The sequence below is a fragment of the Aminobacter sp. NyZ550 genome (assembly GCF_025628925.2).
Classification (GTDB): domain Bacteria; phylum Pseudomonadota; class Alphaproteobacteria; order Rhizobiales; family Rhizobiaceae; genus Aminobacter; species Aminobacter ciceronei.
Map to the genome: position 1 here is coordinate 3394789 of NZ_CP114190.1, position 13021 is coordinate 3407809.

A 13021-nucleotide genomic window follows, 5' to 3' on the forward strand; every position below is an offset into this window, starting at 1 on the left:
TTATAGAACGCTGTTCGAGCCTGACGTCATGCGGGAACGCGAGCGGTCCGAAGCCCTGCCGGAACCTGCTCTGTCGAGGTGTCTGACGCGACAGCCGGCCGGAAACGGCGAGACAATTGCAAATTCAGTGAGGAGAAGATGATGCAGAAGATCAGCCCGTTCCTGTGGTTCGACAACCAGGCTGAAGAGGCGGTGACGTTCTACACGTCGGTTTTCCGCAACTCCAAGGTCGGCAAGATGACCCGCTATGGCGAGGGTGGTCCCGGGCCTGCCGGCAGTGTCATGGTGGCCGAGTTCGAGCTCGAAGGACTGCAGTTCACCGCGCTGAACGGCGGTCCGATGTTCAAGTTCACCGAAGCGATCTCGATGAGCATCGACTGCAAGGACCAGGCCGAGGTCGACCATTTCTGGCACAAGCTGTCCGAGGGCGGCCAGCCGGGTCAGTGTGGCTGGTTGAAGGACAAATTCGGGCTTTCGTGGCAGGTCATCCCCGAGGCATTGCCGCGCCTGCTGGGCGACCCCGATGGCGCCAGGGCTGCCAGGGTCATGCAGGCGATGCTGCAAATGACCAAGATCGACGTCGCCAGGCTTGAAGCGGCCTATGCCGGCTAGGTGATCGACGCAGTGACATGGCGGATGGGCAGAGCTGAAGGCGCCTGCCCATTTTGCTTTACAGGGGACGACCTCATCCCTATGTTCCGCGCGGATTCAACAGCCGCCTTCGGGCGCGAAACAAGCAAAAAGAAGCGATCTCCATGCGCGCGGAAACGCAGAACATTGTCGACGAAATCAGGCAGGCGATAACCCTGCTGAGGAGGCATCTTTGACTGGGATCAAGCGGTAAAACGACTTGATTACCTGAACATGCGGGCAGAGGACGGCAACCTCTGGAACGACCCGCAGGAAGCCCAGAAGCTGATGCGCGAGCGCCAGTCGCTCGACGACAATATCAAGGCCATCAAGGGCCTGAGCCAGGCGCTGGACGACAATATCGGCCTGATCGAGATGGGCGAGGAAGAAGGCGACGCTGACATCATCAGCGAAGCGGAAACCGCCATCCGTTCGCTGGCCGGCGAGATCCGGGCGCGCCAGATCGAGTCGCTGCTGTCGGGCGAAGCTGACCAGAACGACACCTATCTCGAAGTGCACGCTGGTGCCGGCGGCACCGAGAGCCAGGACTGGGCCAACATGCTCTTGCGCATGTACACGCGCTGGGCAGAACGTCGCCGGTTCAAGGTCGAGGTACTGGAAGTCCATGACGGCGAAGAGGCCGGCATCAAGTCTGCCACGCTGCTGATCAAGGGCCACAACGCCTATGGCTGGCTGAAGACGGAATCGGGCGTCCACCGCCTGGTCCGCATTTCGCCCTATGACAGCAATGCGCGCCGCCACACTTCGTTCTCGAGCATCTGGGTCTACCCGGTGGTCGACGATTCGATCGAGATCGACGTCTCGGAATCGGATGTGCGCATCGACACCTACCGTTCGTCGGGCGCCGGCGGCCAGCACGTCAACACCACCGACTCGGCGGTGCGCATCACACACATCGCCACCGGCATCGCTGTTGCCTGCCAGGCCGAACGTTCGCAGCACAAGAACAAGGCCAAGGCCTGGGAAATGTTGCGCTCGCGCCTCTATGAGGAAGAGCTGAAGAAGCGCGAAGCCATCGCCAACGCAACGGAATCGGCCAAGACCGACATCGGCTGGGGTCACCAGATCCGCTCCTACGTGCTCCAGCCTTATCAGCTGGTGAAGGATCTGCGCACCGGCGTCGAAAGCACCAGCCCGTCCGACGTCCTCGACGGCGATCTCGACGACTTCATGGAAGCGTCGCTGTCGCAGCGCATCGAAGGCGGGGCAGGGCAGGCGGTTGCCGATCTGGACTAGCCCTTTCCGGCATCACCCTGTCATCGCTAAAGCGTGATGACCGGGTTGCCCCTCGACGGAACATTTCAGGTAGGATTTCGTTAAGCGTGCGGGAGCAGGATTCGCTTGGGAGGTAATCTCAGGGGATGACGCTATGCGTCCAGAAAACCTCCGTTTGCGCCGATACATCCTTGCACTGTCCACGCTCGCGCTGATTTCGCTCAGCACGCCGCTCGCTCTATCCCACGACGCGCCGAAAGGCTGGACTTATCCCTTCGCTTGCTGTTCCGGCTACGACTGCCGTGAGGTGCCGAAGCAGGCGATAAGCGAGCGGCCACAAGGCTATGTCATCGAGGGCACTGGCGAGGTGGTGACCTACCAGGATGCACGGATCCACGAATCGCCTGATGGCCAATATCATTGGTGCTCCGTCGCGGGTGCCGATGACAGCAAAACCATCTGCCTGTTCGTGCCGCCGAAGTCCTACTGACAATCCTGACAGCCGTTCTGCTGACACCAGCGTGTCAGCAGCGTCTCGCTATGGTGCGCCGTCGCAGGAAAGCGACTCAAAACGACATGCGAGGAAGACCAGGATGGTGATCAAGGGCAGCTGTCACTGCAAGGCGACTATGTTTGAGGTAACGGAGGTGCCAGAGACGGTGACCTTCTGCACCTGCACGTTCTGCTCCAAGCGTGGTGCGCTTTGGGCCTATTACGTGCCTGCCCAGTTCAAGCTGACCAGTCCGCCCGAAAACGTCTCGATCTACGCGCGCGATTCGAGTGTGGTGAAGCATGGTTTCTGCGCCATCTGCGGCTGCGGTACCTTCACCGAGACGCCTGACTGGTCGACCGGCGAAGCCGACTTCGACAATCCCAAGGTGAGCGTCAATGCGCGCCTTTTCGATGATTTCGACCTCGATCGGATCGAAGTCGTCGTGCTCGACGGCAAGAACCTCTGGTAGCCGACCAATTTGTCCTGCAGTCAGGTCCGAGTTTGCCCATTTGCCACTGCTTCCGTTCCGTTTTTCGCCGTATTTCATGCTACAAGGCCGGTGAAGGGCTTTGCGCGGAACGCCCGACGCGTTTCGCGGTACGGAGAGGGACACATCCTGATGAAGAAGACAGTGATTTTCGCGCTGGCTGGCAGCATGCTTGTCGGTGCGTGCACGACCGATCCTTATACCGGTCAGCAGAAGGTTTCGAACGCCGCTGCAGGCGCTGGTATCGGCGCACTCGCCGGCGCCGGCCTTGGTCTGCTCGCCGGCGGCAATGACCGCCGCAATGCGCTGATCGGTGCTGGTGTCGGCGCTCTCGCCGGTGGTCTCGCCGGCGGCTACATGGATCGGCAAGAATCCGAGCTGCGTGCCCAGCTGCAGGGCAGCGGCGTCAGCGTCACCCGCGCCGGCGACCAGATCATCCTGAACATGCCGTCGAACATCACCTTTGCCACCGACCAGGACGCGGTGAAGGCCGGCTTCTACAACACGCTGAACTCGGTGGCGCTGGTGCTCAAGAAGTTCAACCAGACCACCGTCGACGTGTTCGGTCATACCGATTCGACCGGCGGCGACCAGCACAATTTCGACCTGTCACAGCGTCGCGCGTTGTCGGTCGCCAACTACCTTGGTGCCCAGGGCGTCGATTCCAGGCGCTTTGCCGTTACCGGTTTTGGTGCGACTCGCCCGATTGCGTCCAACGCGACTTCGGAAGGCCGCGCGCAAAACCGCCGCGTCGAGATTCAGTTGTCGCCGCTCACCTGAGCTGCAGACCGGAAAACTCATGAAAGAGACGGCCCCTTGCGGGACCGTCAGACTGCTGACAAAACCCCGTCGAATTTCGGCGGGGTTTTGTTTTGTGGGTTGATTGAGCTTTTGGATCGATGTCGGGGGGGCAGATGCCAAGGCCGTTGCGAGCCGGCTTTGGCCTCATGCGAGGCTTGGTTTTGGCTTTGGCCAGAGGCTGATTGCGATCTTTTTCATGTTCTGGGCGGCGGCTGCGATCAGGCACTGGCAGGCGACGCGTGTTCGCCCTCGGAAGCGGGCATAGCGATGGCCGAAGAGCTGCTTGGCATCGGCGAAGGATCGCTCGACCGTCTCCTTGCGGCGTCGATAGATCGCCTTGCCCCATGCGGTTAAGCGGTTGGCATCGACCCGCTCGCGGACATCCTGCCAGACATGGCGCGTGATGGTGCGCTCGGCCTTGGCGTTTGATGTGCAAGACGCCAGCAGCGGACAGTTGCGGCAGATCGTCGGGTCGCTCCTGTAGTGGCGATAACCGCCGCGATCGGTGGTGGCGTAAGTGAGCAACTGGCCCTGCGGGCAACGATAGCCGTCAAGGTCCGGCTCATGGACGAAAGCGCCCTTCCTCATCTTGCCAGGCTTTGGCCGGGTCGGGTTGCGATAGCCGACGACACCGTGGATGTTCCTGTCCTCCAGGCCCTTGGCGATGCCTGGCGTGGCATAGCCGGCATCCAGCCCCGCCGCCGTGACGTCGAAGCCGAAACGCTCCACCTGGCGGTCGAGCCGGTCGAGATAGACGATCGAGTCATGCACGTTGGCCGGCGTGGCAAACGTGTCGGTGATGATGCCGAAGCCGCCATCCACCGTGCGGTGATCGAGATAAAAGAAGCCCTTCGGCTTGCCCTCGCGCACCATATAGCCAGCCTCAGGATCGGTGCGCGAGACCTTCGTCTCTTTCACCGCAGGCTGCCGCTCCTGCTCCTTCAGCGCCTTCTGGCCGTGCAACGCCCGTTCGGCATCGATCGCCCGGTCGAGCTCGCCCCAGTAGTCGGCACGCGACTTGGCGACCATGGCAAGGTCGTACTTGCCCTTGTTGGCATTGGCCTTCAGGTGCGTGCTGTCGGTGTAGAGCACCGTGCCGTCGACCAAGCCTGCCCCGATCGCCTGCTCGACAATGCGGTCGAAGATCGCCTGCGCGATCGTCTCGTCCTGGTAGCGCCGGCGGCGGTTCTGCGACAATGTCGAGGCGTCGAACACCTTGTCCGTCAGCTTCAGCCGCAGGAACCACCGGTAGGCGACATTGACCTCGATCTCTCGCACCAATTGCCGCTCCGAGCGCACCCCGAACAGGTAGCCGATGAACAGCGCCTTGAACATCAAGGTCGGATCAAGTGGCGGGCGACCATTGTCGGCGCAGTAAAGCGGCGCTGTCAGATCGTGGATGAACGAGAAATCGATAACACCATCGATCTTGTGCAGAAGGTGATCAACTGGAACCAGTTGATCGAGCGTGACGATCTCAAGTGCGGTTTGTTCAGGGCCGGCTCGCTTCAACATCACCCCTGAATCACAAACCCCCAACTCTCGCCAGGGGTTTGTCAGCAGTCTGACGGCCCCTTGCGGGGCCGTTTTTCATTGAGCGCCGGTGCGAAAAACATGGCGCGCTGACGAAGCCGTCTCGACTGAACGACATCAGGATGGGTGTAGCAGCAAAAGAAAATGGCCCCGTTTGGGGCCATTTTGCTGGAGCGTCTTGTCGCTCAGATGTTTGTCGCGATGAGCATGAAGGCTGGCATGTCGTCGCCGAAGCCGACAGTGCGGTCGTCGTCTTCCTCGCGCTGATGGCGGCGATTGCCACGATGATCGTCGCGTCGCGGCCGGTCCTCGTGCTCGCGGTGTTTGCGATCGGCATTGCCGTTCCTGATCGCTTCTTTGCGTTCACGGCGCTCGTTGATGTCGGCAACGACGTTGTCTGCAGGCGCTTCGGCTGCCACGATGGCGGCAGCCTCGACAACCGGTGCCTCGTCACGCGGCCTGCGGTCGCGCTCGCGGCCTGGCTTGTCCTTGCCGCCGGCGCGACGTGGCGCGCCACGGCCGCGGCGCGGAGCCTCGTCGTCGCCTTCGCTGGCAACGACAGTCGACAGGTCACCGTCGTGCCATTCGATCTTGTTGCCGATCAGCTTTTCGATGGCGTCGACATATTTGGTGTCGGAACGCGTCGCGATGGTGAACGACTTGCCCGAGCGTCCGGCGCGACCGGTACGGCCGATCCGGTGGACGTAGTCCTCTGCATGGATCGGCACGTCGTAATTGAAGACGTGGCTGACATCAGGGATGTCGAGGCCGCGCGCGGCAACGTCCGACGCTACGAGAAGGCGCAGTTTACCGTCGCGGAAATTGGACAGCATGGTCATGCGCGCTCGCTGGTCCATGTCGCCATGCAGCGCGCCGGCATCGAAGTCGTGCTTGACCAGCGAGCGGAACAATTCCGAGACATCGACCTTGCGGTTGCAGAAGATGATCGCGTTCTTGATCTCGTCGCCTTCCGCCTTGATCAGGCGGCGCAGGGTCTCGCGCTTGTCCCAGGGCTTGGGGCCGGATTTGGCAAGGCGCTGGGTGATGTTGACGGCGGTAGAGGCCGCCTTGGCAACCTCGACACGCACCGGCGCATGCAGGAACTGCTCGGTGAGCTTGGTGATTTCAGGCGGCATCGTCGCCGAGAAGAACAGCGTCTGGCGCGTGAACGGGATCAGCTTGCAGATGCGCTCGATGTCGGGGATGAAACCCATGTCGAGCATGCGGTCGGCCTCGTCGATGACGAGAATCTCGACGCCGGTCAGCAGCAGCTTGCCGCGCTCGAAATGGTCGAGCATGCGGCCGGGCGTGGCGATCAGGACGTCGGCGCCGCGCTCGAGCTTCTTTTCCTGCTCGTCGAACGACACGCCGCCGATCAGCAGCGCGATGTTCAGCCGGTGGTTCTTGCCGTACTTGACGAAGTTCTCCTCGACCTGCGCCGCGAGTTCACGCGTCGGCTCAAGGATCAGAGTGCGTGGCATGCGCGCACGGGCGCGGCCCTTTTCGAGGCGCGTCAGCATCGGCAGCACGAACGAAGCCGTCTTGCCGGTGCCTGTCTGGGCGATGCCGAGAACGTCCTTGCCCTGCAGTGCGTGCGGAATCGCGCCTGCCTGGATCGGCGTGGGCTGGGTGTAGCCCGCGTCGGTGACTGCGGAAAGGACCTTCGGCGAAAGGCCGAGGTCTGCGAAGGTCAACGCTTCTGGAGCGGTCTGAGTGTCTTCGGACAAGTGTGTTGGCTGTCTTTGCTCGTTCAAGGGCGCGGCACGCTGGCCACGACAGGCGCAAACCGCCTGCAATATGCCGCAACGCGATAGGCGTAAGTGCGCGATTTGTCAACTCAAACTGGCACACACGTGGCGATTGCAGCTGAATACTTCCAGCTGTGGCCCAATGGTCAGTATTTGAATTGCTCGGCCAGGATGCGTTCGCTCCAGGAATGGCCCGGGTCGAACAGCAGCGTCGCGGTGTGCACAGCGGATTCCCGAACTTCCACTGAAACCACAGACTTGACCTCGGTATGGTCGGCAACTGCGTTCACCGGCCGCTTTTGCTCTTCCAGAATGTCGAAGCGAACAACCGCCGTCTTGGGCAGCAACGCACCGCGCCAGCGTCTGGGTCGAAACGGGCTGACCGGGGTCAGGGCCAGCAGCGGCGCATCGAGCGGCAGGATAGGGCCGTGGGCCGACAGATTGTAGGCAGTGGACCCTGCCGGCGTCGCCACCATGACGCCGTCGCAAATCAACTCGTCCAGCCTGACCTTGCCGTCGACCGAAATGCGCAGCCGGGCTGCCTGGTAGGATTGGCGCAGCAGCGAAACCTCGTTGATCGCCAGCGCTTCCCTTGACGTGCCGGTGTCGTCGACGGTCATCATTTCCAGCGGCCGGATGGTTTCGGGCACCGCAGCCGCAAGGCGCTCGGGCAGGGCGCCTTCGCGGTATTCGTTCATCAGGAAACCGACGGTGCCACGGTTCATGCCGTAGACCCGCTTGCCGGTGCTCATCGTCTCACGCAGCGTCTGGAGCAGAAAACCGTCGCCGCCCAGCGCGACGACAATGTCGGCCTGTTCATGAGGAATCTGGCCATAGCGCTGGGCAAGCCGCTTGGCTGCGGCATCCGCCTCCGCCGTGCCTGACGATGCGAACGAAAATGTCAGCGACTTGGCGTCCATGTGCTCCCTGCCGGCGGTCCGAACGCCGATGCCGGCCGCCGGCAACGGGGTAGCACGCTGATTTGCCAAAGCAAAGGGAGCCAGCCGGCCTGCGCTCGCCTCGAGCCGGAGCTCAACCGCCGGCCGAGCGGATGATCGAGCACATGCCGGTGCGGACAACGTCGTTGGTGGTCACCTGGCCCGGCTGGATGTTGAACACGGCATTGACCAACGTGCCGCCGCCCTGGCTCCGTGCGACGACGCGCAAGGTCTGCGGCCGGCCGCTGCCCGAAGTCTCCTGATAGGCGTCGATCGCACCTAGCTCCTCGTTGACCGTGATGCCGGAGAAGCCCTCGGCGGCGATTGCCTGGGCGAGGCGCTTCAGCGCCTGGGCCTGCTTGACCTTGGGAAACGACTGCGAACTCTTGAAGGAAACGGCCGTAACCAGCGGAATGCCGCTGACCTTGAAGTTCTTTTCGCATGTCTGCGCCTGAGCTGCGGAAACGGTGATCGCCGCCAGGGCAGAGGCGACCAAGACTTGCTTTAGCATTTGCTACTCCACGGACGGGGATTCGATGTCGTTCGGGCCTACATTCCGCCATCGGCTTCGGGAAGGTCAAGTATCTGCCTCGACAAAGACTGTGCCGGAGGCAGGCGTACATTTCCACGGGGCTCACACCACTTACGCATTCCGTCAGCGAGATACATCCATGGCCGGATCGCAAAGCGTTAAGCTTCGCTCGCTATCCAGCTCTGCATTCGGACCCGGACATGGAAGGGGATCGTCGTGTGGAAGATCACGTTCAAGGCCAGCCTGGTCACCATCGCCGTCATCCTCGTGACCCAGGTCGTTTCGTTTTCGATCCGTCATTCAGCCGGCCAGTCCTTCACGGCGTTCGTCTTTGCTATGAATTCGATCCTGCCGGTGCTGACGGCATTTCCTGCGGCATTCCTGATCTTCTGGCAGAACGAGAAACTCAGCCGTGCGCTTGCCGAACTGTCGCAAGCCCACATGCAGTTGAAGGCAAAAGCAACGCACGACCACATGACCGGGCTGCTGAACCGCGAGGCATTTTTCGAGAAATCGAAACAAGCCAGGCGCAAATGCGATTCCGGCGCGCTGCTTCTGATCGACGCCGACAATTTCAAGAGCATCAACGACACCTTTGGCCACCTCGTCGGCGACGAGGCGCTCAAGCTGATCTCGAAGGCGCTACGTTCGGCGATCCGCGAAAACGACCTGGTCGGGCGTGTCGGCGGTGAGGAGTTCTGCGCCTTCCTGCCAACCACAGGTCCGGATGAGGCGGCCGCTGTCGCCGAGCGGGTCCGCGTCGAGGTCGAGCGGCTTGCATTCTATCCGGTGGAAGGCCGCCCGCATCGCCTGACGGTCAGCATCGGTGCGGTCGTATCCGCTGGGCAGCAACCAACATCGCAGCTCATGCGCCTTGCCGACCGCTGCCTCTATGAGGCCAAGGAACAGGGGCGCAATCGTGTGGTGTTTGCCAGTCCGGTGGTGCCGGTTGTCTGAGGCCGTCTTGCGGGGGGGCAGGGTCAGCCGATGCCGGTGACATAGTGCAGGTAGATGGCGAGCACGATAAAGCCGATGATCGTGGCGATTCCGGTCCAGTCGACCCGCGCCTCTTTCATCTGGCGGAAAAGCTTGAGCAAAAGCAGCCACGCGACAATCACCACCACGGCAATAATCACGAACCTGATCATCCATCACCTCTAGCGCCGGCGTTCATGCTGCCTGCGATCTGGATATAGTGGGCGCGAGGCTTCAGTTTTAGGGCGCGGGGCTTGTGCGCATCTGGGGATGCCGCGCGGCTCGCCCGAAATTGTCTTTACTGCGCCGCAAAATATGCTAACCGGGGCGAATTGCCCTTGTAGCTCAGCTGGTAGAGCAGCGGTTTTGTAAACCGAAGGTCGCGGGTTCGATTCCTGCCGGGGGCACCAGCTCTTCTTATGTACAGCCCGAAGACATAGGTAACAGTTTGTACCTAAGACATGGGTGACAACCTCGTGCCGAACGGGTTGTCGATGGTCTGCAGGGTCCTCTGTTCGAGGTCGATATAGCCAAGATCATAGTGCATGAAGGAGACGAGCCAAATGGCGTCGTCGACTTCAGTGATTCCGAGCCTCTGGCCGGCGAGCACGGTCGAGATATTGATCTTCTTGCGGTGCATGCAGATGCGGCCACAGGCGGTGACGAGGATGTCGCGGTCATGGAAGGGGTAATGCAGGTCTGGCAGCCCCTCATAGGCTCTTGAAGAGGGCTTATAGAGTTCGTCCGGCACCTTCATGCCGATCGCTTGGTGCGGTCGTTCGGCATTGAATTCGCTGACGAATGCATCGAACCTGGCCTGCTGCTGTAGAATGTTCATGCCCGGCGGCCGGGTCGTCTCCTGCTTGAGGGTCCGGTGCATACGCTCATGCCTGCCGTTCTGCTGCGGGTTGCCGGGTTTGATGCGCTCGATGTCGATGCCCAGCCGCAGCCAGAAGACCGAGAGCCTGGACAGATTGTAGAGCCCGTTGGGAGAGGCGAAGGGCAGCCCGTTGTCGCTTCTGATCGCCGCCGGCAGGCCGCGCTGCTTGAACAACCTCACGAAGGCTTCGACGACGGGCACCTCCCGCGTTGATTCGAGGGCTTCGCACAGAAGGATCATGCGCGAGGCCTGGTCAGTCACCGTCAAAGGGTAACAGTACTGGCGATTGCCGAGCCTGAACTCGCCCTTGAAATCGACACACCACAGATCGTTGGGGCAGCATGCCGCCGACAGCGGCGTGCCCTCGGCCTTGCAGCGCCGCCTCTGACGGGCGCGCGTGACAAGGCCGTGGCGGTCGAGCACGGCATGGACCGTGCTCGTCGACGGCAGCCGAACGTCGCCGGCCAGCTTGCGCACCAGAAGCTCACGGATCTTCCTGGCGCCCCAGTGCGGCTTGTCCTTCTTGGCCTTCACAATCGCCTGCTCGATCTGACAGGGCAGTTGGTTGGCATAGCGGACCGGCCGCCGTGACCGGTCGGTCAGCGCCTCCAGGCCGTCGTCCTTGTAGCGGTTGAGGATCTTGTAGCCGGTCTTGTGGGAAATCCCGAACTCTCGGCACACATCACTCATGCCCTCGCCATCCAGAAGCCGCGCAACAAAACGAAGACGTTCCTCCATCACCGAACTCTCCTTCCACGGCATCAACACCTCCGGCCAAAAGCCAAAAGTGTTACCCATGTGTCCGGTACGAAACGTCACCTATGTCTCGGGTCGCTCATTATTCAGCAGCTTCCGCGTCCGTCTTGCCAACGGCGTCCTGGCAGATGTCGCACCAGTCGGCGCCGACGAGCGTTGCCATACGCTCGACGCCGATTCGCACCGCGGCGTTGGTAGCGCCGGCCGCGGGCACGACTTCGTCATAGGCACGCAGCGATACGTCGCAATAGACCTGCAATGGCGTTGCCAGGCCGAACGGGCAGACGCCGCCGACGGGATGTCCGGTCAATTCCGCCACCTGCTCGACATCAAGCATGCGTGGCTTGGCGCCGAAGGCGTCGCGGCATTTGCGGTTGTCGATGCGTGCATCGCCGCGCGCGACGACAAGGACCACCCGCTCGCCGACGCGCATGCAGATGGTCTTGGCGATCTGTGCCGGCTCGACGCCATGTGCCGCGGCCGCCAGCGCCACGGTTGCCGAGCTTGTCGGTGTCTCGATGACCTCGATATCGGGAGCGTGTTCGGCGAAGAAGGCTTTGACGGATTGCAGGCTCATGATCGTTCCAGCGGTGGTCATTGCGAATGCGGTGACTTCAGCCGTTGTTACGCCGCTGTCAAGTTGAGGCGATGGCTCACGCGGATCGTCGTCTTAAGCCACCGACAAAAAAATCACAGGCGACGTGAACCTTTTGGCAGCTGGCCACGACTGACTGGCATGAGGCGGAGAAACGCCTCCCAGATCAACCGAGGAGAGCACCATGTCTTTCAAGAGCAAGATGATTTCGGGCCTTATCGCAGCCACCGTCGTCGCAACCGGCCTCATCGGCACCGTCCAGCAGTCGTCCGCCGGCGGCTTGACCCGCGCCGAGGCTGCAGCGCTTGCCGGCGCCGGCGGTTTCATCGCCGGGGCGATCATTGCCGGCGGCCATCGCCCGGCGCCCGGGCCCTACTACGACGCCTACTACCCGGTCGACCCTTACGACAGCCATGTCCAGCGCTGCTTCGCACGTTACCGCAGCTACGATCCGCGTACCGACACCTATGTCGGCTATGACGGCCGCCTGCGCTACTGTCGCCTGTAGTCGGAACCGGATTGCATTGTGGGAGAGGGGGCAAACCCTTCTCCCACATTGCGTTTTCAGAGGCCCGGCACCGTTCCGTCGGGCGAGCCGCCGATCATCCTGGTCAGTTCCGCTGCGGCGTCGCGGACGATCGGGCCGATTTCGCCGAGACGTTCCGACGTCACGCGCACCGTCGGCCCGGAAACCGAAACGCCGCCAATGGGTTCGCCGAATTCGTTGAACACCGCGGCGGCGATGCAGCGCATGCCGGGATAGCGTTCTTCGTCGTCGACCGACCAGCCGCGGTTACGGATCTGCTCGAGGTCGCGGGCAAGCAGCGCCGGTTCGGACAACGTCCTTTCCGTATAGGCATCGAGCCCTGCCTTGCGCACAATGGCGTTGACCCGGTCGCGGTCGAGATGGGCAAGCACGGCCTTGCCGATGCCGGAGGCATGGAAGGGGCTGCGCGTGCCCGGCCGGAAGAAGGCGCGGATCGCTTGATGCGTCTCGACCTGGCTGACGAAAACCACGCAATCGTCCTCGGCAACGCCGAGATTGGCGGTCTCGCCGGTCTTTTCCATCAGCTCCTGCATCACCGTCCGCGCGCGGTCGACGAGCTTGCGCCGGCGCAGGAAGGCCGACCCCATGCGGTAGGTCTCGACCCCGATCGACCAGAGCTGGCCATCGCTGTCGAATTCCACCATGCCGTGGTTCTGCAAGGTGGTCAGCATGCGATAGGCGGTGGCGGCGGCAAGGTCGGAGGCCGCTGAAATCTCGCTCAAAGACAGGCCGTCACTGTGCGCAACGATGGCGAGGATGCGCAGCGCACGGTCGAGCGACTGCACCGATCCGGCGTCCGGCGCGGGCTGGAACGCCCGGGGCCGTCCACGCTGCCGTTTCTCCAACGCTGCCATGTCATAGCTCCAATTG

At 62.2% G+C, this 13021-nt stretch carries 15 protein-coding genes and 1 tRNA gene; 8 read left to right on the forward strand and 8 right to left on the reverse strand.

Going from position 1 to position 13021, the window contains the following annotated elements:
• Window positions 1-141: 141 nt before the first annotated feature.
• From N7E70_RS16815 to N7E70_RS16835, 5 genes are all read left to right on the forward strand, one after another.
• A complete protein-coding gene (locus tag N7E70_RS16815) occupies window positions 142-612 on the forward strand; it encodes a VOC family protein (protein WP_263007039.1) in 471 nt (156 codons plus the stop codon).
• Window positions 613-755: 143 nt separating this feature from the next.
• A protein-coding gene (prfB, locus tag N7E70_RS16820) for a peptide chain release factor 2 (protein ID WP_154384183.1) occupies window positions 756-1887 on the forward strand; the annotation gives its coding sequence in 2 pieces (ribosomal slippage) (window positions 756-821 and window positions 823-1887; 1131 coding nt in all).
• Between the two features lie 133 nt (window positions 1888-2020).
• Window positions 2021-2356: a hypothetical protein gene (locus N7E70_RS16825; RefSeq protein ID WP_246765281.1), complete on the forward strand. Its 336-nt coding sequence runs from the start codon at window positions 2021-2023 to the stop codon at window positions 2354-2356.
• Between the two features lie 103 nt (window positions 2357-2459).
• Window positions 2460-2828, forward strand: a complete 369-nt coding sequence (locus N7E70_RS16830; RefSeq protein WP_192316330.1) for a GFA family protein — start codon at window positions 2460-2462, stop codon at window positions 2826-2828.
• 150 nt (window positions 2829-2978) lie between these two features.
• Complete coding sequence (locus N7E70_RS16835) at window positions 2979-3626, forward strand: OmpA family protein (RefSeq protein WP_067961829.1); 648 nt, start codon at window positions 2979-2981, stop codon at window positions 3624-3626.
• A gap of 165 nt (window positions 3627-3791) precedes the next feature.
• Here the strand turns inward: N7E70_RS16835 and N7E70_RS16840 are convergent, their stop codons facing one another.
• The 4 genes from N7E70_RS16840 to N7E70_RS16855 all read right to left on the reverse strand — a co-directional run bounded on the left by N7E70_RS16840 (window position 3792) and on the right by N7E70_RS16855 (window position 8377).
• Window positions 3792-5162 (reverse strand): IS1182 family transposase, encoded by a 1371-nt coding sequence (locus N7E70_RS16840; protein WP_263007040.1) that lies wholly within the window; start codon window positions 5160-5162, stop codon window positions 3792-3794.
• 203 nt (window positions 5163-5365) lie between these two features.
• Window positions 5366-6907, reverse strand: coding sequence for a DEAD/DEAH box helicase (locus tag N7E70_RS16845; RefSeq protein WP_263007041.1), 1542 nt, complete (start codon window positions 6905-6907; stop codon window positions 5366-5368).
• Between the two features lie 167 nt (window positions 6908-7074).
• Window positions 7075-7848 carry an NAD kinase gene (locus N7E70_RS16850; RefSeq protein ID WP_154384185.1) on the reverse strand — a complete coding sequence of 258 codons (774 nt, stop codon included), beginning with the start codon at window positions 7846-7848 and terminating at the stop codon, window positions 7075-7077.
• A 112-nt stretch (window positions 7849-7960) separates the two neighbouring features.
• Entirely contained in the window at window positions 7961-8377 is a 417-nt protein-coding gene (locus N7E70_RS16855; protein WP_263007042.1) for a hypothetical protein, read from the reverse strand.
• Window positions 8378-8614: 237 nt separating this feature from the next.
• Here N7E70_RS16855 and N7E70_RS16860 point away from each other — a divergent pair, with 237 nt between their 5' ends.
• The gene (locus N7E70_RS16860; RefSeq protein WP_263007043.1) at window positions 8615-9355 is read left to right on the forward strand and encodes a GGDEF domain-containing protein; all 741 of its coding nucleotides are present in this window, start codon (window positions 8615-8617) and stop codon (window positions 9353-9355) included.
• Between the two features lie 23 nt (window positions 9356-9378).
• On the opposite strand, the gene N7E70_RS16865 is transcribed toward N7E70_RS16860, so the two are convergent.
• Window positions 9379-9546, reverse strand: a complete 168-nt coding sequence (locus N7E70_RS16865) for a hypothetical protein (protein WP_165915959.1) — start codon at window positions 9544-9546, stop codon at window positions 9379-9381.
• A gap of 161 nt (window positions 9547-9707) precedes the next feature.
• On the opposite strand from N7E70_RS16865, the gene N7E70_RS16870 reads away from it, so the two are divergent.
• Window positions 9708-9783, forward strand: a tRNA-Thr gene (locus N7E70_RS16870).
• Between the two features lie 44 nt (window positions 9784-9827).
• On the opposite strand, the gene N7E70_RS16875 is transcribed toward N7E70_RS16870, so the two are convergent.
• Together N7E70_RS16875 and N7E70_RS16880 are read right to left on the reverse strand one after the other, a co-directional pair.
• Window positions 9828-11015: an integrase core domain-containing protein gene (locus N7E70_RS16875; protein ID WP_263007044.1), complete on the reverse strand. Its 1188-nt coding sequence runs from the start codon at window positions 11013-11015 to the stop codon at window positions 9828-9830.
• Between the two features lie 76 nt (window positions 11016-11091).
• A complete protein-coding gene (locus N7E70_RS16880; protein WP_263007045.1) occupies window positions 11092-11586 on the reverse strand; it encodes a YbaK/EbsC family protein in 495 nt (164 codons plus the stop codon).
• Window positions 11587-11788: 202 nt separating this feature from the next.
• On the opposite strand from N7E70_RS16880, the gene N7E70_RS16885 reads away from it, so the two are divergent.
• Window positions 11789-12112, forward strand: coding sequence for a BA14K family protein (locus N7E70_RS16885; RefSeq protein ID WP_067961838.1), 324 nt, complete (start codon window positions 11789-11791; stop codon window positions 12110-12112).
• Between the two features lie 56 nt (window positions 12113-12168).
• On the opposite strand, the gene bhcR is transcribed toward N7E70_RS16885, so the two are convergent.
• Entirely contained in the window at window positions 12169-13005 is an 837-nt protein-coding gene (gene bhcR / locus N7E70_RS16890) for an HTH-type transcriptional regulator BhcR (protein WP_263007046.1), read from the reverse strand.
• Window positions 13006-13021 lie beyond the last annotated feature (16 nt).

Bases quoted from the DNA above. Each gene is read 5' to 3' on its own strand.
- N7E70_RS16855 (WP_263007042.1), bottom strand. From the start codon at position 8,377: ATGCTAAAGCAAGTCTTGGTCGCCTCTGCCCTGGCGGCGATCACCGTT.
- N7E70_RS16815 (WP_263007039.1), top strand. From the start codon at position 142: ATGCAGAAGATCAGCCCGTTCCTGTGGTTCGACAACCAGGCTGAAGAG.
- bhcR (WP_263007046.1), bottom strand. From the start codon at position 13,005: ATGGCAGCGTTGGAGAAACGGCAGCGTGGACGGCCCCGGGCGTTCCAG.
- N7E70_RS16880 (WP_263007045.1), bottom strand. From the start codon at position 11,586: ATGAGCCTGCAATCCGTCAAAGCCTTCTTCGCCGAACACGCTCCCGAT.
- N7E70_RS16875 (WP_263007044.1), bottom strand. From the start codon at position 11,015: ATGCCGTGGAAGGAGAGTTCGGTGATGGAGGAACGTCTTCGTTTTGTT.
- N7E70_RS16830 (WP_192316330.1), top strand. From the start codon at position 2,460: ATGGTGATCAAGGGCAGCTGTCACTGCAAGGCGACTATGTTTGAGGTA.
- N7E70_RS16840 (WP_263007040.1), bottom strand. From the start codon at position 5,162: ATGTTGAAGCGAGCCGGCCCTGAACAAACCGCACTTGAGATCGTCACG.
- N7E70_RS16885 (WP_067961838.1), top strand. From the start codon at position 11,789: ATGTCTTTCAAGAGCAAGATGATTTCGGGCCTTATCGCAGCCACCGTC.
- N7E70_RS16835 (WP_067961829.1), top strand. From the start codon at position 2,979: ATGAAGAAGACAGTGATTTTCGCGCTGGCTGGCAGCATGCTTGTCGGT.
- N7E70_RS16850 (WP_154384185.1), bottom strand. From the start codon at position 7,848: ATGGACGCCAAGTCGCTGACATTTTCGTTCGCATCGTCAGGCACGGCG.
- N7E70_RS16825 (WP_246765281.1), top strand. From the start codon at position 2,021: ATGCGTCCAGAAAACCTCCGTTTGCGCCGATACATCCTTGCACTGTCC.
- N7E70_RS16865 (WP_165915959.1), bottom strand. From the start codon at position 9,546: ATGATCAGGTTCGTGATTATTGCCGTGGTGGTGATTGTCGCGTGGCTG.